Annotated in this window: 21 protein-coding genes; 13 read left to right on the top strand and 8 right to left on the bottom strand. The window is 63.0% G+C overall.

The window, feature by feature from the left end:
* Positions 1 to 190: 190 nt before the first annotated feature.
* The 3 genes from EOD15_RS09255 to EOD15_RS09245 all read right to left on the bottom strand — a co-directional run bounded on the left by EOD15_RS09255 (position 191) and on the right by EOD15_RS09245 (position 1922).
* Positions 191 to 592: a hypothetical protein gene (locus EOD15_RS09255; protein ID WP_023810946.1), complete on the bottom strand. Its 402-nt coding sequence runs from the start codon at positions 590 to 592 to the stop codon at positions 191 to 193.
* Positions 593 to 837: 245 nt separating this feature from the next.
* Positions 838 to 1020, bottom strand: a complete 183-nt coding sequence (gene rpmF / locus EOD15_RS09250) for a 50S ribosomal protein L32 (RefSeq protein WP_008834724.1) — start codon at positions 1018 to 1020, stop codon at positions 838 to 840.
* A gap of 140 nt (positions 1021 to 1160) precedes the next feature.
* Positions 1161 to 1922, bottom strand: coding sequence for a transglycosylase domain-containing protein (locus EOD15_RS09245; protein WP_127319735.1), 762 nt, complete (start codon positions 1920 to 1922; stop codon positions 1161 to 1163).
* A 222-nt stretch (positions 1923 to 2144) separates the two neighbouring features.
* On the opposite strand from EOD15_RS09245, the gene EOD15_RS09240 reads away from it, so the two are divergent.
* The 3 genes from EOD15_RS09240 (at position 2145) to EOD15_RS09230 (ending at position 6484) form a co-directional block, all read left to right on the top strand.
* On the top strand, positions 2145 to 3062 hold the full coding sequence (locus EOD15_RS09240) for a polyprenyl synthetase family protein (RefSeq protein WP_127408434.1): 918 nt from the start codon (positions 2145 to 2147) through the stop codon (positions 3060 to 3062).
* 161 nt (positions 3063 to 3223) lie between these two features.
* Positions 3224 to 4030, top strand: a complete 807-nt coding sequence (locus EOD15_RS09235) for a methyltransferase domain-containing protein (RefSeq protein WP_127319376.1) — start codon at positions 3224 to 3226, stop codon at positions 4028 to 4030.
* A 114-nt stretch (positions 4031 to 4144) separates the two neighbouring features.
* Entirely contained in the window at positions 4145 to 6484 is a 2340-nt protein-coding gene (locus EOD15_RS09230) for a response regulator (RefSeq protein WP_127319378.1), read from the top strand.
* Between the two features lie 20 nt (positions 6485 to 6504).
* Here EOD15_RS09230 and EOD15_RS09225 read toward each other — a convergent pair whose 3' ends face one another.
* From EOD15_RS09225 to EOD15_RS09210, 4 genes are all read right to left on the bottom strand, one after another.
* Complete coding sequence (locus EOD15_RS09225; protein ID WP_127319380.1) at positions 6505 to 7260, bottom strand: Stf0 family sulfotransferase; 756 nt, start codon at positions 7258 to 7260, stop codon at positions 6505 to 6507.
* A 149-nt stretch (positions 7261 to 7409) separates the two neighbouring features.
* Positions 7410 to 8264 (bottom strand): lytic transglycosylase domain-containing protein, encoded by an 855-nt coding sequence (locus EOD15_RS09220; protein ID WP_127319382.1) that lies wholly within the window; start codon positions 8262 to 8264, stop codon positions 7410 to 7412.
* 5 nt (positions 8265 to 8269) lie between these two features.
* Positions 8270 to 9520 carry a flavodoxin-dependent (E)-4-hydroxy-3-methylbut-2-enyl-diphosphate synthase gene (gene ispG / locus EOD15_RS09215; RefSeq protein ID WP_164761630.1) on the bottom strand — a complete coding sequence of 417 codons (1251 nt, stop codon included), beginning with the start codon at positions 9518 to 9520 and terminating at the stop codon, positions 8270 to 8272.
* Between the two features lie 334 nt (positions 9521 to 9854).
* A complete protein-coding gene (locus EOD15_RS09210) occupies positions 9855 to 10034 on the bottom strand; it encodes a YdcH family protein (RefSeq protein WP_013529217.1) in 180 nt (59 codons plus the stop codon).
* Positions 10035 to 10273: 239 nt separating this feature from the next.
* On the opposite strand from EOD15_RS09210, the gene EOD15_RS09205 reads away from it, so the two are divergent.
* A complete protein-coding gene (locus EOD15_RS09205) occupies positions 10274 to 10477 on the top strand; it encodes a DUF465 domain-containing protein (protein WP_013529216.1) in 204 nt (67 codons plus the stop codon).
* Positions 10478 to 10498: 21 nt separating this feature from the next.
* Here EOD15_RS09205 and EOD15_RS09200 read toward each other — a convergent pair whose 3' ends face one another.
* The gene (locus EOD15_RS09200; RefSeq protein WP_127319386.1) at positions 10499 to 11287 is read right to left on the bottom strand and encodes an IclR family transcriptional regulator; all 789 of its coding nucleotides are present in this window, start codon (positions 11285 to 11287) and stop codon (positions 10499 to 10501) included.
* Positions 11288 to 11414: 127 nt separating this feature from the next.
* Between EOD15_RS09200 and EOD15_RS09195 the strand changes: the two genes are divergently transcribed.
* The 9 genes from EOD15_RS09195 to EOD15_RS09155 form a co-directional block, all read left to right on the top strand.
* Entirely contained in the window at positions 11415 to 12296 is an 882-nt protein-coding gene (locus tag EOD15_RS09195) for a transporter substrate-binding domain-containing protein (protein WP_127319388.1), read from the top strand.
* Between the two features lie 171 nt (positions 12297 to 12467).
* Positions 12468 to 13133, top strand: a complete 666-nt coding sequence (locus EOD15_RS09190; protein WP_127319390.1) for an amino acid ABC transporter permease — start codon at positions 12468 to 12470, stop codon at positions 13131 to 13133.
* Between the two features lies 1 nt (position 13134).
* Positions 13135 to 13785, top strand: a complete 651-nt coding sequence (locus EOD15_RS09185; protein ID WP_127319392.1) for an amino acid ABC transporter permease — start codon at positions 13135 to 13137, stop codon at positions 13783 to 13785.
* Positions 13786 to 13787: 2 nt separating this feature from the next.
* Positions 13788 to 14582: an amino acid ABC transporter ATP-binding protein gene (locus tag EOD15_RS09180; protein WP_127272345.1), complete on the top strand. Its 795-nt coding sequence runs from the start codon at positions 13788 to 13790 to the stop codon at positions 14580 to 14582.
* Positions 14583 to 14620: 38 nt separating this feature from the next.
* Positions 14621 to 15082, top strand: a complete 462-nt coding sequence (locus EOD15_RS09175) for a RidA family protein (RefSeq protein ID WP_127319394.1) — start codon at positions 14621 to 14623, stop codon at positions 15080 to 15082.
* A 25-nt stretch (positions 15083 to 15107) separates the two neighbouring features.
* Positions 15108 to 16313: an aminotransferase class V-fold PLP-dependent enzyme gene (locus tag EOD15_RS09170; protein WP_127319396.1), complete on the top strand. Its 1206-nt coding sequence runs from the start codon at positions 15108 to 15110 to the stop codon at positions 16311 to 16313.
* Positions 16314 to 16533: 220 nt separating this feature from the next.
* The gene (locus EOD15_RS09165; protein ID WP_127319398.1) at positions 16534 to 17523 is read left to right on the top strand and encodes a TIM barrel protein; all 990 of its coding nucleotides are present in this window, start codon (positions 16534 to 16536) and stop codon (positions 17521 to 17523) included.
* Between the two features lie 42 nt (positions 17524 to 17565).
* Positions 17566 to 18618, top strand: coding sequence for a substrate-binding domain-containing protein (locus EOD15_RS09160; protein ID WP_127319400.1), 1053 nt, complete (start codon positions 17566 to 17568; stop codon positions 18616 to 18618).
* A 68-nt stretch (positions 18619 to 18686) separates the two neighbouring features.
* Positions 18687 to 19833: sugar ABC transporter ATP-binding protein (locus tag EOD15_RS09155; RefSeq protein ID WP_148129513.1), on the top strand; the 1147-nt coding region annotated here is incomplete at its 3' end.

Genomic DNA, 19833 nt, shown 5'->3' with positions numbered 1-19833 from the left:
GCGGCCATCGCCGGCATCGAGGCCGCGGGCTTCACCGCCGATCCGGGCTGAGCGTCGGAGAACTTCGTCATCCACGGGCGGAGCAGGAGCGAAGCTCCATCGCGGAGACCCGAGGATGACGACGTTACGGGCGTTTCCGACAACTGTCAGCGCAAGCGCCCGTCAAACTTCCGCCTTCCGCGCTAGGGACCTAATTCAAATTGATGTCCCGGCTGGCCGATCGCATCGACACCGCGAATCCGGCCAGCACATCGAACAGCGCGATGACCATCAGCGTGAAGAAGACGGAATGGGCCGCGCCCTTCACCAGCAGGAACTCGACCAGGAAGGCCACGAATACCAGCGTCGACAGAAGATGGTCCATGATCGAGGCATTGGTCGTGCGCACCGACTTCGCCATTTCGAGGAACAGGAAGACCAGCCCGATCAGTATCATCAGGTCGCCCAGCGTCATCGAGAACACGCCGCCCGACATCATACTGAAGGAGAAGACCTCGCTTGCCCACGGATCGTCACCGCTGCCGAAAATTCCCAGCAGTCCGAGGTTGTAGAGCACGAAAGGCACGATCAGCAGCGGAATGGCACCGAACATCTGGCGTCTCCATGTGGGGGCGATCCTTTGTAGAATGCGCCATGGCCACGTCGTCAAGATGTTTCGCCATCAGCGCTGAACACGGTCGAAGACCGCACGCAACAACCATGTCAGCCGGTTGCCGGCCGAAGGATTTGCAACGCCGGCGGTGCACGCCTCGAAATGCGCTGCCGTCCGGCCCAAACGCAAAAGGACCAGCCACCGGCCGGTCCTTATGGAAATTCAAACCTTTGAAAAAGCTGGTCTCAGCTTTCCTTGGGCGTCAACACCTGGCGACCGCGATACATGCCGGTCTTCAGGTCGATATGGTGCGGACGGCGCATTTCGCCGGAATTCTTGTCCTCGACATAGGTCGGGGCCTTGAGGGCGTCGGCCGAGCGGCGCATGCCGCGCTTGGACGGAGAGGTTTTACGTTTCGGAACGGCCATGGATATGCTCCACTACATGGTCAAAAGCCCCGCCCGCCCTCGTGAAAGGGCCATGTCGGGGCCTAAATCTGAGAAAGTCGGGTGCCTATACACGCCCTGTGCCGTTTTGGCCAGCACTGGCGCGAATTTTTTTGGATCGTCTAGCGGAGACAACCGACATAGGCGCCTGAGCGGCCGGCTCGCCGCTCGATCAGATTGGCAAGCCGCCTCAGGCCAGGCCCGGGCTTGGCCGGATTGCGGGCGATCGGATTTGGCAAGGAGACCGCAAGCAGGGCGGCCTGCCGTCGCGACAGCTGTTTTGCCGAAACGCCGAAATGGTGTTGTGCCGCGGCCTCGATGCCGTAGATGCCCGGCCCCCACTCGGCGATGTTGAGGTAGATTTCCATGATGCGCCGTTTCGACATCACCGCATCGAAATAGACGGCCAGCGGCAATTCGACCACCTTGCGCACCGAGCCCAGCGGCCGCGACCACAGAAACAGGTTCTTTACCGTCTGCATGGTGATGGTCGAGGCACCGCGCGTCGCTTCGCCGGCCAGCGCGTCGTCGACGACGCCTCTCAGCTCGCCGAGATCGACGCCACGATGAAAGCAGAACTGCCCATCCTCCGACATGATGACGGAATTGGCCAGCACCGGCGACACGTCGTCGAGCGACACCCAGCGGCGGTCGTAACCGGAGAACGTCGCCAGGTCCTTCAACATCAGCGTCGAGACAGGATGCACGAAGAACGGCAGGTAGAGAAAGGTCAGCACGACCGGAATCAAAGCCAGCACCGCAGCCACGACGATGCCGCGCCGGACCCAGCGTTTGAGACCGCGGCGATTTACGCCTCGCGATCTCGTCGCCATGTCCAGCTTTTCGGTTTCATGATCGACGATCGGTTCCGCCAAGCCGCCCAACCCGTGCCAGAGAGCTCGTTTTGAAACGCGCTCCTGTGAGTCATGTGACGGTGTTTTCGAGAACCGGAGCGGAGCGTACATTAGAGTACGCAAGCACCGGAAGCGCAGAAAACGCCCTCAGATGACCGCAGGAGCAGAGTTTCCAAACGGGCTCATACTGCTCCGGCATAATGGCGCTTGCCTTCTTGCGCAACGTCTGAGTGTCGGCTACCGGTCCCGGCCATGACGAATGACGACCAAATGGCGTTCGAAATGGCGCTCATCCGACGCGCTGCCGCCGTCGAGGTGCTGCTGCGGCGGCTGCTCGACGACCGCGCGCTTTCGGGCGAGATCGCCCGGCCTGAGCGGTTGATGGCAGCCATGCGGCACGGCGTGCTGAACGGCGGCAAGCGCCTGCGGCCCTTCCTGGTCATGGAAAGTGCCGCCCTTTTTTCCGCCGATGGCGAGGCGACACTGCGTGTCGCCGCCGCACTTGAATGCGTGCATTGCTATTCGCTGATACACGACGACCTGCCCGCCATGGACGACGATGACCTGCGTCGTGGCCAGCCGACCGTGCACAGAGCCTTCGACGAGGCGACCGCCATCCTGGCTGGCGATGCCTTGCTGACGCTGGCCTTCGACATCATCGCCGGCGAGGCGACCGCCCTGCCCGCGGAGCGGCGGGCGGCCCTGGTGCTGGCGCTGGCCCGCGCCGCCGGACCCGGCGGCATGGTCGGCGGCCAGAAGCTCGACCTCGAAGCCGAACAGACGCCGCCGGACGAGGCCGGCATCATCCGGCTGCAGGCGATGAAGACTGGCGCTCTGATCCGTTTCGCCTGCGAGGCAGGTGCCCTCATCGCCGGCGCCCCGGCCGATGACCGCGAGCGGCTGGCCGAATTCGGCTCGGCGATCGGTCTTGCCTTCCAGCTTGCCGACGACCTGCTCGATTTGACCGCCGATGCCAGCCAGATGGGCAAGGCAACCGGCAAGGACGCCGCCGCCGGCAAGGCGACGCTGGTGGCCTTGCATGGTGCGAATTGGGCTCGCAGCCAGTTGCACGGCCTCGTCGAGCAGGCGCATGCACTGCTTGATCCTTATGGCGACGACGCCCAGTTGCTGAAAGAAGCGGCAACGTTCGTGGCGACCCGCACCAGTTGAGGTTGGCGCCAGCCGAGATATCGAGCTGACTAAAGTTCGCTCATCCTCCGCCGGCCAATTCAGAAATAGAACTTGAGCGGAAGCCTGCCGAGGCAGAGGATCGACATCGCTTTGCCATCCGCACGGCACGCACGCGGTGCGGGTAGAGTTGGAGGGGTGCCATGTCGACCACCGACAAGCTGTTCAGCGGTTCCATTGCCGAGGTCTACGACCGGGCGATGGTGCCGCTGATCTTCGAGCCGTATGCACGGGATCTGGCAGAGCGGGTGTCGAAGCTCGGGCCGCAATCGGTGCTCGAAGTGGCGGCGGGCACCGGTGTGGTGACACGTGCGATGGCAGCAAAGTTGCCGGCGCAAGCCCGCATCGTGGTCACCGACCTCAACCAGCCCATGCTCGACCACGCGCGTACGCGGATGGCGGACGATCCTCGCATCACCTGGCGGCAAGCCGACGCCCAGGCGCTGCCCTTCGAGGACGCACAGTTCGACGCCGTGGTCTGCCAGTTTGGCGCGATGTTCTTCCCCGATCGGGTGGGCGCCTACGGCCAAGCGCGGCGGGTGATGCGGCCGGGCGGGCACTTCCTGTTCAACGTCTGGAGTGCCATCGAAGACAACGAGTTCGCCGATGAGGTAACGCGGGCGCTCGGCCATTTTTTCCCGGCCGATCCGCCGCGCTTCATGGCGAGGACGCCGCATGGCTATCACGATGCGGACGTCATCCGCGCCGACCTTCATGCCGCCGGCTTCCGCGACATCACCATGGAGCCGCTGGATGCCGTCAGCGCCGCTTCGTCGCCATATGAGGCGGCCACGGCCTATTGCCAGGGCACACCCCTGCGGGCCGAGATCGAGGCGCGCGGCGGCTCGCTGGAGGAGGCGACGCGATACGTGGCGAATGCCATGGGGAAACGGTTCGGGGAAGGCCCGGTGAGTGGCCGCATCCGCGCCCTCGTCGTGGAAGCGGCCTAGGCGTGCTGTCCATCCGGCGGTTCGCATGGCCTGCCTGCCCGCACGAACGAAATTTTAATGTAAATGAAGCGTAATCCCGGCCATTAAAATGGTGCGTATGTGTTGGGGTTGCGCATGCCTGAATATTCGTCCTTCATCCGGTCGGTCCGGATCCGCTATATTTCAGGGTTGCTGATCTTCGCGCTGGCTTCCGCCGGTATCGTGATTGCGCTTGACCGCGTCAATTCCTTTCGCCGCGACATCGATGCGCTGAGCAGCAACCTCGTCATCTTCACCCGCGACCTGCGCAACGCGACCAGCTTCGCCGAGACGGCCGGCACCGCCTGGCGGGCGGAGACACGCGATGCCCTGACCACATCGGCGCGCGGCCATTCGGAGCGCCTGACCGGCGAGATCGAGACGCTGACCGCCCAACTTGCGGCGATCAAGCCGCGGCTGTCGATCAAGACCGTCAACGAACTCCAGTCCGCTTCCGTCAACGGCGATCTGTTCTGGTCGCCGCGCGACATGGTGCGCAATTTCAACCTGATGTCGATGGCGCAAAAGGTCGACGAGTGGAGCTATCGCGAAATCCGCAACCAGAACGACCTGTTCGCCCAGCCGATGCTGGTCCGCGTCCGTACCGCCATGGATGATGAGCGCCACCTGGCCGATGCCTCAAGCGACAGGCTGCTGCTGTGGGCGAGCGGCATCCTGTTCGCGGCGCTTGCCATCGTCGCCTTCTGGATCTTCCGCCCGATGGAAGTGGCAATCCGCCGCGCCTTTGCCGAATCCGCGGAATCCCTGTTCAAGGCCGAGGCCGCCGACCGCGCCAAATCCGAATTCCTGGCCAATATGAGCCACGAAATCCGCACGCCGATGAACGGTGTGCTCGGCATGGCCGAACTGCTGGCCAAGACCGATCTGACCCCGCGCCAGAAGACCTTCACCGACGTCATCGTCAAATCCGGCAACGCGCTGCTCACCATCATCAACGACATCCTCGATTTCTCCAAGATCAATGCCGGGCAACTCACTCTAGACCCTGCTCCCTTCCGCCTTTCCGAGGCGGTCGAGGATGTGGCGACGCTGGTCTCGGCGCGCGTCGCCGAAAAGAACCTTGAACTGATCGTGCGTGTCGACCCGCGCCTGCCGGCCCATGTCGTCGGCGACGCCGGCCGGTTCCGGCAGATCATCACCAACCTGCTCGGCAATGCCGTGAAGTTCACCGAAAAGGGTCATGTGCTGATCGATGTCGGCGGCGAAATCGTCAACGACGTGGTCCAACTCAAGATCCGCGTCGAGGACACCGGCATCGGCATACCGGCCGAGAAACTGCAGAACGTGTTCGAAAAATTCGCGCAGGTGGACGGCTCGTCCACCCGCCGTCATGAAGGCACGGGGCTTGGCTTGGCCATCGCCGCCCGCCTCGTCGACCTGATGGCAGGCAAGATCGGCGTCGAAAGCGAGATCGGCCGCGGCTCGGTGTTCTGGTTCGCGGTGCCGCTGCCCGCGCATCAGGCCGCGGCGCGCGACGAGATCGTGCCGGTCGACGTCACGGGCGCGCGCGTGCTGGTCATCGACGACAATCCGGTCAACCGCGAAATCCTGCTCGAGCAGCTCAGAAGCTGGAGCTTCGACTGTGCCGCCGCCGAAAGCGGCGCCGTCGGCCTGGCCTTCCTCGACCGCGCCTTTCAGTTGGGCGCCGCTGTCGACTGCATCATCCTCGACTACCAAATGCCGGGCATGAACGGCGCCGACGTCGCCAGAGCCATTGCTTCCGACAGCCGCCTGTCGGCCATCCCGATCGTTATCCTGACCTCGGTCGACCAGGTCGATTTCGGTAAGATGATCATCGACTTCGGCATTGCCGCGCATCTGACCAAACCGGCGCGCTCCGCGGTGCTGCTCGGCACCGTCATCTCGGTCATTCAGAAGGCCCGTTCGCAGGTCGGCAAGGCGCGGTTCGTCCGCGAACCGATCGTGCAGGCTTCCCTGGCAGCGCCGCCCGCCTTCACTGTCATCCGCGGCCCGGCAATGCCGGTCACGGCAGCGCCGGAACTGACAACCGCGCCGAACGGACCGATCGACATCCTCATTGCCGAGGACAATGACGTGAACCAGTTGGTCTTCGGCCAGATCCTCAATGGGTTGGGCTTGAGCTACCGTATCGCCGGCAATGGCCGCACGGCGGTCGAAATGTACCGGGCGCTGCGCCCCAAGCTGATCCTGATGGACGTTTCGATGCCCGAAATGAACGGCTACGAGGCGACCCGCGCCATCCGGGCGATGGAGGTCTCGACGGGCGCCCACATCCCGATCATCGGCGTCACCGCGCACGCGCTGAAGGGTGATCGCGACAAGTGCATCGAATCGGGCATGGACGACTATCTGCCGAAGCCCGTTTCGCCCGACCGCCTCGGCACCAAGATCGGCACCTGGCTCAGCGAAACGGTCGTGGCCAAGACCGCCTAGACTGCATCCATGAGGATGCGTCAGACGGCTGCTGCCTCCAGACGATAGCGGCGCATCCAGTCGAGGCTTGTCGCGTCGGCGAGCTTTGCAACGCCGGGGCTTACATCCTCCCCGTCAGGCGCTGGGACTCCCAGGGCTTCGCAGATGCCTAGCAATGTCGCGGCCGGATTGCCTGAAAGGCGCTCATAGCCGACGCGCAGCGGGGATATGCCTTGCGCTGCGAACCAAATGTTCCAGGCCGCGTCATAGGTCTCGAGTTCCGTGACCTCTCGTTTGATCCGCTCGAAATCATATTGAGGCTCTTTCGGCGGCGCGACCCTTTCGATCTCGGTGCCGTCGGGAGCGATATGCCAAAGGCCGGTCTGCTCTGCCTTGATCAGGGAGACAGCCTGCGCGAGCTTGTCCTCCCGCGAGAGGTGTATGTAGAGAACATTGCCGAATGCTCTTTCGAACCGCGCTCTGTCCGACGGCAGTTTCGGGAAAATCCGGTCGAGGATCATCGAAAGCTCATCCAGATTTTCGCGCATCAAGCGAAGGCCGAAGAGGCCGGTTCCACCCCTGCCCGCAGCGATCGCCGCGTTGAGATAGGCGACATTGAAGTCGAGCTCACTCATCGTGTCGCGATCAGGCAGCTTCCACTCTTCAGCCCACTCCAGCACATCCTGCCGCCGAAAGAATGAGTGCGGATCGCCAGTCGTCTTCGTGGATGCCAGAAGCTTGCACAGCAGCGTGCTTCCGGTCCTCGGCGTGCCGCAGATAATGTACCCGTCGAACATGTTGTGTCCATGCTGCTCGTCAAAGGCAGGGGCTGTCGCCCTTAGAGAAGATGGCCGCCGCTATAGCTGAAATCTTTGCTGGATGCGACGTCACGGCTATCGCTTTTAAATGCCTCTCTCGGACAAACACCATGCCGGCAGCGGCCCATTTACCGGTTGCGCACCACCACGCACGCCCCACCGACACTTTGCAATTTCTGGCAAATAACGTTGGCATCGGCGCGGCGGTCGACACCGATCCTGACCGCGTAGATGCCGCGCCGGCCGATCGGTGTGCGCACCCGGCTGACCACCGGATCATGCCCGTTGAGCAGGGCCGGGAACCGGCTCCTTACCCTGAGCCACTGGGTGATCGCGGCACTGCGGCGAAAATTGCCGGCCACCTGGATGCCCCATGGCTTTATGTTGATCGAAGCCATGGCCACCGTCCGCGACATGATCACCGGCAGTTTTCGGCAAGCGACGGCGAAATCCGTCTTTGCGTCGAGCGGCTCGACCCTTCCGGCATAGGCCCGGTCGGTGAACTTGTCGGCTGGTTCGCCCATGATGTCTAAGACATAGCTTTCGGTTTCCATCGGCAGGAAACCGCCGGAGCTGAGCCAGCGCGACACCCGGCTCTCGCCGGCATTGTAGGCGGCGGCGGCCAGGCCGAGATTGCCGTAGCCGGTTTTCATTTCGGCGAGATATCTGGCCGAAGCCGGGATCGCCTGGTTGATGTCGAAGGAATTGGCAAGCCCGCGCATCTTGGCGGTGCCCGGCATGAACTGGGCAATGCCTTCGGCACCGACCGGACTGACGGCGTTGGGATCGAAACGGCTTTCCTTCCAGATCAGCCGAGCGAAGAAATCCCTGGACAGGCCGTTCTGGTCGGCATGCGCCTGGATCAGATTGCAGACCTTGTCGATCAGCCGCTGTTTGGCGGATTGCGGCGGATCGGCCTGCACAAGGGTCGACCAGGTCAGCCCGTACAGCAGGATCAGCGCTGCCCAAAGGAAACGCTGCATCGGTTCTACTCCGCCGCGGCCTTGCCGCGACCGAACCGTTGCTCGATATAGTCGGCGACCATTTTCTCGAAATCCGCGGCGATCGACGGCCCGCGCAGCGTCGCCGCCTTTTTGCCGTCGACGAAGACAGGCGCCGTCGGCATTTCGCCCGTGCCGGGCAGCGAAATGCCGATGTCGGCATGCTTGGACTCGCCAGGGCCGTTGACGATGCAACCCATCACCGCGACCTTGAGGTTCTCGACGCCGGGGTATTTGTCGCGCCACACGGGCATGTTCTTCCTGAGATCGGCCTGGATGTTCTGGGCGAGTTCCTGGAACACGGTGGAGGTGGTGCGGCCGCAGCCGGGGCAAGCGGCAACAATCGGCACGAACTGTCTGAACCCCATGGTTTGCAGCAATTCCTGCGACACCTGCACCTCGCGCGTGCGGTCGCCGTTCGGCTCCGGTGTCAGCGAGATGCGGATGGTGTCGCCGATGCCTTGCTGGAGCAGAATGCCCATGGCGGCCGACGAAGCGACGATGCCCTTCGAGCCCATGCCGGCTTCGGTCAGGCCGAGATGCAGCGCGTGGTTGGAGCGGGTGGCGAGTTCGGTATAGACGGCGATCAGGTCCTGCACGCCGCTGACCTTGGCCGACAGGATGATTTTTTCGCGGCCAAGGCCGATCTCTTCCGCCATCTCGGCCGACAGGATCGCCGACTGCACGATCGCCTCGCGCATCACCTCCTGCGCGGTCAGCGGAAAACCCTTGTCCTGGTTGTCGTCCATCAGCCGGGTCAAAAGCTCCTGGTCGAGCGAGCCCCAGTTGACACCGATGCGCACCGGCTTGTCATGCCTGATCGCCATCTCGACGATATCGGCGAACTGGCGGTCCTTCTTGTCCTTGAAGCCGACATTGCCCGGATTGATGCGGTATTTGGCCAGCGCCTCGGCGCAGGCCGGATGATCGGCCAAAAGCTTGTGGCCGATATAGTGGAAATCGCCGACCAGCGGCACGTTGATACCAAGCCGCTGAAGCCGCTCATGAATGCGCGGCACGGCGGCGGCACTCTCGTCGCGATCGACAGTGATGCGCACGATTTCCGAGCCGGCCCGGTGCAGTGCTGCGACCTGCGCAACCGTCTGGTCGATATCGGCCGTGTCGGTGTTGGTCATCGATTGGACGACAACGGGCGCACCGCCGCCGACCACCACGCCGCCGACATCGACGCCCACCGACGTGCGGCGGGGGAAAGGAGAGGAAAAATATCCGGTCATGCCGGCAGCCTTTTGTCTCTGGAGCATCTTGTGTCCTGCATGGACGCACAACGACGCCCCGGGCCGATGCGCTGAGGTCCGGGCATGAGGTGGAGGAGCAAAGATGGCTTGTCAATGGCGACAGGTCGCCACTGGCCGGAATCGCCCGCCGCCGGCGACCAGAAACAATCGATGATCTGGCGAAACGGGCGACGGCCGAAGCGGAGATTGAGCCGGGTGCAAGTCCAGCTTCGGCTGACAGACCGGTGCTGGAAAATCAAAACCCTCCACGCCGGCGGCGGGGTGCCGCCGGGAAAAGAGGCCGCGGATATTGGGCGGCTATATCAGGAGGGCGTCAATGCGTGGTCGGTTTGCCTCTTAGTTTTTCAATCTCGTCCTTGAGTGCCAGCTTGCGTCGCTTGAGATTCACGATTTCGAGGTCGTCGACCGATGGATGATTCATCGCGTCATCGATTTCACGTTCGATGTCGCCGTGTTTCCGCTGCAACTCATCAAGATGGGATGCAAGAGACATGATTGGTTCTCCCTTTCATGGTTTTCCTCGATTGCAACCGTCACGGCGCGTCCACCGCAGGTTCGCTTCTGTGACGGCACAATGACACTGTGCCACCATCCGGCCGCGATGTCGAATGATCCGTGGTAGCATTCCACGACACCTTGAAATGTGATATGGGCTGCACGCCGGTGACAAAACACCCGGTCCCGCCCAATCAGGCCCAGTTTTGGGCGCCGCAGACGTGCAGACGGTAGAGAATGTCCGATCAGGAACAGGCCGATATTCGCCTAGAATTTTCCCGCCTGAAGCAGGAACACGCCGATTTCGATGCGGCCATCAACGCGATGATCGCCATGGCCTGCGATCCGCTGCAGATCCAGCGCATGAAGAAGAAGAAGCTGTTCCTCAAGGACCGGCTGATGGCGCTGGAAGACAAGATCATTCCCGACATCATTGCGTGAGTTGGCGTTCGCTCGCTCGCGCTACCCGGCGATCGAAAGCTTCGCGGCACGATCACGCAGCAGGCCGATAAGTTCGCCGGTCCGCCCCTCGGATGTATCGATGGGGACCACCAGGCACATCGTCGCCTCGACCTTGCCCGGCGCTGAAAACACCGGTGCGGCAAGGCACTTCGTATAGGCATCGACAAGGCCCGAGGTGACGCAATAGCCGGTGATCCGCGCTTTTGCGATGTCGGCGACGAAATCGTCGAGCCGCAGTTTGCGCCCGTCGGGCAGCACGAGATCGTCGTCCGACACCATGCCTTCGATCTCAGCCTTCTCCAGCCCCGCCAGAAGCAGCCGCCCCGAGGCCGTCCAGGGCAGCGGTATCTGCAAGCCGGTGGCGGAACTGATGCGGAACGGCCTAGTGCCGGGACTCGCATGGACGATCGTATAGCGGCCGCTCTGCAGCATGCACAGTTCGGAAGTCTCGCCGGTCTCGCGCGACAGATTGTCGACCTCCTGGCGCCCCCGCCTCAACAGGTCGTTGCCCTGCACATAGTCCATTCCGTAGAGATAGAGCTTCTTGCCGAAATAGACGCGATTGCCGTCGCCTTCCATTTCCAGCAGTCCCGCATCAACCAGCGACCGCACCAGCGTATAGGTCGTCGAGCGGGGCGCGTTCACGCCCTTGGCAAGGTCGCCAATGCCGATCGCGCGCTGGGTGGTGTGAAGAAACTCCAGAATCTCGAGCACCCGGTTGAGCCCCTTTTCTCGGGAGCCCGAAATCTTCTCGCCGGCTGAAAGTGCCGAGGCATTGCCATCTTGCATTGTTGATTCCCGGTGTTAGTATCTGTCCTGTACAGGATACACGCGTCTCTTGTAAGAGACAATCGCTTCGAGGTCACTGACGCGTGTATTGCCTGTGCAAGGGGAACACAAACGAAAGGAGGTCGCCGTGAACGACACATCCGGAAGACGTGATTTTCTGAAATTGGGAATGGCGGGACTGGCCACGGCCGGCGTCGTGGGTGCAGCGGTAACCGTCGATGCCCAGAAGGCCGCTGCCCAGGCAGCACCCGACAGCCTGCTGCGCACCGTGCTCGATCGCGGCAAGCTGATCGTCGGCACCGGCAGCACCAATGCGCCGTGGCACTTCGAGAACGATGCCGGCGAACTCGTCGGCATGGACATCACCATGGGGCGCATTCTTGCCAAGGGCCTTTTCGACGATCCGACCAAGGTCGAGTTCGTGATGCAGGATCCGGCACAGCGCATCCCCAACGTCACCACCAACAAGGTCGACATCACCATTCAGTTCATGACGATGAGCGCGCAGCGCTCGCAGCTGGTCAATTTTTCCCGGCCTTACTATGTCGAGGGCGTCGCCCTGCTGAGCCTTCCGACCGCCGAGAACAAGACCTTCGACAAGCTGCTTGCCGGCGGCTCGGCGACACGCGTCTCCATCCTGCAGAATGTCGATGCCGAGGCGCAGGTGCATTCGGTGCTGCCCGAGTGCCAGGTTATGCAGATCGATACCCAGGCCAACGTGCTGCAGGCACTGGAATCGAAACGCGTCGACGCCGCTGCCGTCGATCTGTCCACGGTGCGCTGGCTCGCCTCGCGCAATCCGGACAGATATTTCGACGCCGGCAAGAGCTGGCTGAGCATGCTTTATGGCGCGGCACTCCGGCAAGGCGACCTTGATTGGCTGACCTTCGTCAACGCGACCTTCACCATCGCCATGTTCGGCCACGAAAACGCACTCTACGATGCCGCCTTCAAGGACTATTTCGGACAGGAGCCGCCGGCGCGCCATCCCGGCTTCCCGGCCATCTGACCTGCATCGGGCGGAAGGGCGTATCCAGCGCCCTTCCGCCTCCCCAGAGCAATTCCAGGAAAAGTGTGAAACGGTTTTCCGTCCGGAATTGCGTCAAAACAAAGAGTTAGAGCGGGTCGCCGTTTCGTGAAACGGTGAACCGCTCTAAGCCTGCGGCACTGAGGCGGACGCATGGGCTATGCCCTTAATTTCAACCTGATCTGGCGGCACTTCGACAAGCTGTGGGGCGGACTGCTGCTCAGTCTCGAACTCGCCGTCATATCGATCGCCATCGGCATCGTCATCGGCCTGGTCCTGGCGGTCTGGTATGTGTCTGCCGGACGCGTCGTGCGCACCATCATCGCCGCCTACGTCGAATTCATCCGCAACGTGCCGCTGATCCTGCTCGTCTACCTCGTCTTCTACGGCTTGCCGACAGTGGTCGACATCGCCTACAGCGCGCCGACCTCGTTCGTCGTCACGCTGTCGCTCTATAGCGGCGCCTATCTGGTCGAGGTGTTTCGCTCCGGGCTCGAAGCCGTTCCGCGCGGACAACTGGACGCCGGCAAGGCAATCGGCCTGACGCCCTGGCAAAGGCTGCTCAACGTGCGCCTGCCGACCATGCTGCGCATCACCTTGCCGGCATTGTCCAACACCTTCATATCGCTGTTCAAGGACACCTCCGTCGCCTCGGTCATTTCGGTGCCCGAGCTGACCTATGGCGCCCAGTGGATCAACTTCAACACCTTCCGCATCGTCGAGGTCTATCTCGTGGTCACGGCGATGTATCTGGTGACCGGCTACATCTTGCTTTTTGCGCTTCGGCTTGTCGAGCGCCGGTTCAGGGCGGCGCGCTGATATGCTCACCCAGATCGCCTATGCCTTGCCTTTCCTCGCCCAGGGCTTTGCCCTGACACTGTGGGTATCCCTGCTGGTCGTGGTGTTTTCGCTGATTGCCGGCGTGATCATGGGCGTCGGTCTCGTCTATGGCCCGGTGCCGTTGCAATGGGCCGTGCGCATCTTCAGCGACACCATTCGCGGCATACCGATCCTGGTGCTCATCTTCTTTGCCTATTACGGACTGCCGGCCGTCGGGCTTCATCTGCCGTCGTTCTGGGCCGCCGTGCTGGCGCTGACCCTGTTCAAGACAGCCCAGGTCGTCGAATATTTCAGAGGTGCTGTCGGCTCCATTCCGAAAGGGCAGTCCGAGGCGGCGATGGCGATCGGGCTGACCTTTCGACAGCGACTCGCCTACGTCATCTTCCCACAGGCGTTCAGGCGCTTCCTGCCGCCCTGGATCAACGGCGTCACCGATGCGGTCAAGGGCAGCGCGCTGGTATCGCTGCTCGGCATCACCGACCTGATGCAGGCCATCAACCAGGTCATCGGCCGCACCTATGAGGCCATGCCGCTCTATATTCTCGGCGCGCTCATCTACTTCGCTGTCAACTATGCCCTTTCGCTCGCCAGCCGGCGGCTCGAGCGGCGTTTCTCCTTCATCCGGGAATAGCAATGTCCACAAGTCCGAAAAACACGCCGGCCCTTCTCGACGTCCAGGACGTTTCCAAAGCCTTTGGGACCGTCCAGGTCCTGCGTTCGGTTAGCCTGCAGGTGGCGAAGGGGGAGGTGGTGACGGTCATCGGCCCCTCCGGCAGCGGCAAAACCACGCTGCTGCGTTGCGTCAACTTTCTCGAAAGCTATGACAGTGGTTCGATCCGCATCGACGGCAAGGAGGTCGGCTTTCGCGAAGCCGGAACCCGCCAGCGTCGCAGCGAACGCGATCTCGCGGCGATGCGCGCCGAGACCGGCATGGTGTTCCAGAGCTTCAACCTCTTTCCGCACTTGACAGCCGCCGGCAACATCATGCTTGGCCTCACCAAGGTGCGCGGCAAGAGCAACGCCGAAGCGCGCACCATCGCCGAACACTGGCTCGGCCGGGTCGGCCTCGCCCACAAGGCTGACAGCCTGCCCGCCGAACTGTCCGGCGGCCAGCAGCAGCGCGTCGGCATTGCCCGCGCCGTGGCCATGGGGCCGAAGATCCTGCTTCTCGACGAGATAACCTCCGCGCTCGACCCGGAACTGGTCGGCGAGGTGCTTGAGGTCGTGCGCAGCCTAGCCGAGGACGGCATGACGATGGTCATGGTCACGCACGAAATGGCCTTTGCCCGCGATGCCTCGAGCCGCATCATCTTCATGGCCGATGGCGGCGTCAGCGCGGCGGGTCCACCCGCCGAAATCCTGGCGGCAGACACCGACAATGAGCGCCTGCGCACCTTCCTGGCACGCTTCCGCGCCTCGCATTTCTAGAACGGGACAGCGAACGCTGTCGCAAGGAGCCTTCTTTCATGACGCCTTATATCCGGCTCGCCGCGTTGGGCCTGACGCTGCCCGAGCCGCCGACACCGATCGCCAACTTCGTCACCCATGCCGAGAGCGGCCGGCTGATCTTCCTGTCCGGCCAGGGTCCGCTGCGCACCGACGGCACGCTGTGTACCGGCAAGGTGGGGGAGGATGTCACCGTCGAGCAGGCTTATGGCCATGCCCGCCTCACCGGCCTCAATCTGCTTGCCGTCATGCACGCAGCCACCGGCGACCTTGGCCGGATCGTGCGCGTCGTCAAGCTGCTCGGCTTCGTCAACGCCATACCGACCTTCAGCGACCACCCGAAAGTGGTCAATGGCTGTTCCGACCTGTTTGCCGATGTGTTCGACAATATCGGCGGCCATGCCCGCTCGGCGATCGGCGTCGGCTCCTTGCCTGGAAACATCACCGTTGAAATCGAGGCGGTTGTCGAGATCGCCGCCTGACCTTTAGAAGAATGGAATCCGAGAGATGAAAACCACTTCCACCGACGGCTCCAACACCACCATCCGTGAACGGCTCGGCCTTCGCCCGATCATCAATGTCTCCGGCACGATGACCGCGCTCGGCGCGTCGATCATCGTCCCCGAAGCGATCAGCGCCATGGCGGAAATGGCCTCGCAATGGGTGGAACTGGATGACCTGCAACGTGCCGCAAGCACGATTGTCGCGCGCCTGACCGGCGGCGAGGCCGGTTTCATCACTGCCTGCTGCGCCAGCGGCATCACCATGGCGATCGCAGGTGCTATGACGGGGACCAATCTGCTCGCCATCGAGCGGCTGCCTGATAACACGGAGGGCCTCAAGTCGGAGGTCATCGTCCAGCTCGGGCACATCGTCAACTATGGTGCGCCGATCGACCAGTCGGTCCGGCTGGCGGGCGCCAGGGTCGTGCCGGCCGGCACGGTCAGCGTGACGCAGGACTATCATGTGCGCGACGCGATCAACGACCGCACGGCGGCGGGCCTCTACGTCGTTGCGCACCACACCGTGCAGTATGGCATGCTGTCCCTGGAGGAATTCTGCGAGATCTGCCACGCCAGGGGCGTCCCTGTGATCGTGGATGCGGCTTCAGAGTATGATCTGCGCGGCTTCCTCGCGCGCGGCGCCGACATTGTCATCTACAGCGGCCACAAATTCCTGAGTGGGCCGACCAGCGGCATCGTCACCGGGCGCAAGGATCTGGTTCGCACCGCCTATCTCCAGAACCGCGGCGTCGCCCGCGCCATGAAGGTCGGCAAGGAGAGCATCGCCGGCACCATGGCCGCACTGGAAGCCTGGGAAAAGCGCGACCATGCCGGCATCCGCCGCCGCGAAGACGCCGCGCTCAACCTGTGGAAGGAGACGTTGCAGGGGCTGCCGGGCATTGTCGCGCAGATCATTCCCGATCCGACCGCCAACCCTCTCGATCGGCTTCAGATTTTTGTACTGCCCGAAAGCCGGTTCACGGCGGCCGGCCTCACCTCGGCATTGGCGGCGGGCTCGCCACCGATCATCGTGCGCAACCATGAGGTGGAGCGCGGCCATTTCTTCCTCGACCCCTGCAATCTTCATCCCGGCGAGGCCGAGATCGTCGCCGAACGGCTGCGCGCCATATTGACCGCCAAGGACCGCCCGGCCGATGCGATGAAACTCGCCCGCAAGGATTCGTCCGGCGTCTTACGCTGGCCAGATTGAACACCCGGCGAATCGCTTGCTGAAATGCGCCGACCGTAACCAGCACGCGCCAGCATGCGCCTATTGGCCTGACGGGCTCTCCAGGGCACCGGCCGGAAACTGCCGGCTCCCTTAGCGCGCCTTGGCGGGTCCAGCCTGGTGGCCGCTTCGTAGCCTCTCAAAACAATAACTTTACAAATATCTTTATTTATGTGAAGTCATGACGATTGAAGGATCGATCATGACAGCCACTCGTTTCGCCACGCGCCTGAATTCTTTTGCCTCGCGGCCGCAGGCCGAGTGGCCCGATCTTACCGGCAAGCCGTCGCTGCTGCAGATGGCGGCCCGCGCCGCCAAGGTCGAGGGGCTTACCGATCTTGATCTCAACTTTCCTGACCACGTCGGTGAAAAGCCCACGGAAATCGCCCTGAAACTGGGCGATCTTGGGCTCTCCATCAATGGCTTTGCCATGCGCTACTACTCCAACCCCGCCTTCAAGCTCGGCGCTTTCACCAATCCGGATCCGGCGGTGCGCCGCGAGGCCATCGACCTGACCAAGGCCGGCATCGATGCCGTGCGTGAGGCCGGCGCCAGCCTGATGACGCTGTGGCTCGGCCAGGATGGCTTCGACTACGCCTTCCAAGCCGACTATTCGACGCTTTGGCAACACGAAATTGATGGGATTCGTGAAGTTGCGGCACATGATCCCGACTGTCAGATCAGCCTTGAATACAAACCGAACGAACCCCGCTCCTACAGCCTGATGCCGGATGCGGCGACGACCTTGCTGGCGATCCGCGATGTCGGCCTGCCCAATCTCGGCGTCACGCTCGATTTCGCTCATGTGCTCTACGCCGACGAACAGCCGGCCTTTGCCGCGGCCCTGGTGGCGCGTCACAGCAAGCTGCTCGGCGTGCACCTGAACGACGGCTACGCCAAGCGCGACGACGGCCTGATGGTCGGCGCGGTGCACACGCTGCAGACCATCGAGCTGCTCAGGCAGATTCATCGCGACGGTTACGCCGGCGCCATCTATTTCGACACGTTCCCCGATATGACCGGGCTCGATCCGGTGCGCGAGTGCGAAGTCAACATCGCCACCGTCAAGCGCATGCTGCGCGTCGTCGACCGGCTGGAGCAGGACAATCGCCTGTCCGCCGCCATGGACAGCCAGGATGCCGTTACGTCGCAGGCCATCATCCAGGAAATCATGCTCGGGCCGGATAGCTGAGGTATCCGCGCCATCGCCGTTTTTCAACCAGGGAGGAATACAATGAAACTTCTGCTTGCCACCGCTACCGCCGCACTGATGGCGCTCTCGATCGGCTCTGCCTTTTCCGCCGACCTCGCGCCGCTCAATTCCGACACGGAAAAGGACCGCATCGACTGGTCGCAGGTCGAGGCCAAGTTCGGCGCGTTCCCCAAGCTGCCCGAAGGCACCAAGGCAGGCGCGGTCTCCAAGACGCTGACCAATGAATACTGGCGCTCGCTGGGCGAGGGCTACACGGCATTCGGCGCCAAGGTCGGCGTTCCCGTCGTCTATCAGGCAGCGCAGAGCGAGGGCGACCAGCTCGGCCAGCTCACCATCGCCGAAGGCCTGGTGACGCAGGGCTACAACGTGCTGCTCGTCTCGCCGCAGACGGATGCCAATCTGCAGCCGATCATGGAGCAGGCCAAGGCCGCCAACGTGCCGGTGGTCAATGTCAATGACGCCGTCATCCCGCAGGCCGAGCATTATGTCGGCAACGTCCAACGCGACAATGGCGTGCGCGTCGCCAAATGGTTCATCAAGAACCGTCCGAATGGCGGCAAGGTCGCCATCGTCGAAGGCCAGGCTGGCGTCTATGCCGCCGTGCAGCGCACCGATGGCTTCAAGTCGACCATCACCGAGGGAGGCAAGTTCGAGGTTGTCGCCAGCGTTCCCGGCAACTGGGACCGCCAGACCTCCTATGACGCGGCCACCAACATCCTGCAGCAGCATCCCGACCTGATCGGCTTCTATGCCAACAATGACGGCATGGCGCTCGGCATCGTCGAGGCTGTCAAGGCTGCCGGCCTGCAGGACAAGGTTGCGGTCTTCGGCACCGACGGCATTTCGGATGCCTATGCCTCCATACGGGCCGGCGAACTGACCGGCACGGTCGACAGTTTCCCCGTTCTGACCGGCGAAGTGGCGTTGGAAACAGCTCTGCGTCTCGTCGCGGGACAGAAGCTGCCGCGCGTCGTCGCCACGCCACAGGTGCTGATCACCAAGGACAATGCCGACCGCTATTCCGGCGCCGACGCGCGCAAGGCGCTGCTCGAGGACGCGGCTGCGGGCCAGTAAGGCCAACCAACAGTGCCGGTCAGGGCAAGTCGCTTCTGTCCGGCACCATGGCCCGGAGATAGAACCCGATGTCACCCAGGCTGCAATTCAAGGGCATTTCCAAGCTGTTTCCGGCTGTACGGGCGCTCCACGAGGTGTCACTCTCGGTGGGGGCCGGTGAAATCCACGGCCTGCTCGGCGAAAACGGCGCCGGCAAGTCGACGCTGCTGCGCATCCTGTCTGGCGTCTACAGGCCGACAGCGGGAAGCGTCCTCATTGACGGCAAGCCGGTTACACTCGCCAACCCGGTTGCCGCGCGCGCTGCGGGCGTCGCCATGATCCATCAGGAATTGCAGCAGGTGCCGCGCCTCAGCGTCGCCCAGAACATGTTCCTCGGCCATCCGCTGACGCGCGGCGGCATCTTCGTCGCCAGCAGAGAGCAGGAGCGCCGCGCCGCCGAGGCTCTTGCAGCCATCGACCCTTCCATCGATCCAGCCGCCCCGCTCGGCACCCTGAAGGTGGCGCAGCGGCAGATTGTCGAGATTGCCAGGGCATTGCTCGATCGCGCCCGCATCGTCGCCATGGACGAGCCGACATCGAGCCTGACGCCGAGCGAATTCGAACGGCTCGCGCAAGTCATTACAGGTTTGGCGCGCGATGGCGTCGCCGTCGTCTATGTCTCGCACAAGTTGGATGAGGTATTCGGCATCTGCCGGCGCGCCACCATCATGCGCGACGGCATCGTCGTCGATTCCGTCGATCTGAAAGACCTGTCGGAGAAAGCGGTCGTGGCGATGATGGTCGGCCGCGAACTGGCGCAGGAACACCATAATTCCCATGCCACGAACAAGGTCATGCTGAGCGCGCGTGGCCTCTCCTCGGCGACGAAGGTGCGCAACGTGTCGTTCGATCTGCATCGCGGCGAGGTGCTGGGGATTGCCGGCCTGGTCGGTTCCGGCCGAACTGAACTTTTGCGGCTCCTGGCCGGCGCCGATCGCGCCACGGCCGGCACCATTGCAATCGACGGCAAGGCGGCGCGCTTCGCCGGCCCGCGCGATGCGATTGCCGCCGGCATCGGCCTGGTGCCGGAGGAGCGCAAGCGCGAAGGCATCGTGCCGCTGCGCTCGATCACCAGCAACATGGCGCTGGCCTCGATGAACGTATTCGCGCCGCGCGGCGTCATCGATCACACCAGGCTGAAACAGGTGGCGGTCGACAGGATGAGCCGCGTCAATC

It is taken from the genome of Mesorhizobium sp. M7A.T.Ca.US.000.02.2.1 (assembly GCF_003996995.1).
Taxonomy (GTDB): domain Bacteria; phylum Pseudomonadota; class Alphaproteobacteria; order Rhizobiales; family Rhizobiaceae; genus Mesorhizobium.
The sequence above is the reverse complement of the archived record's forward strand: the minus strand, read 5'-3'. Positions and strand labels throughout refer to the sequence as shown.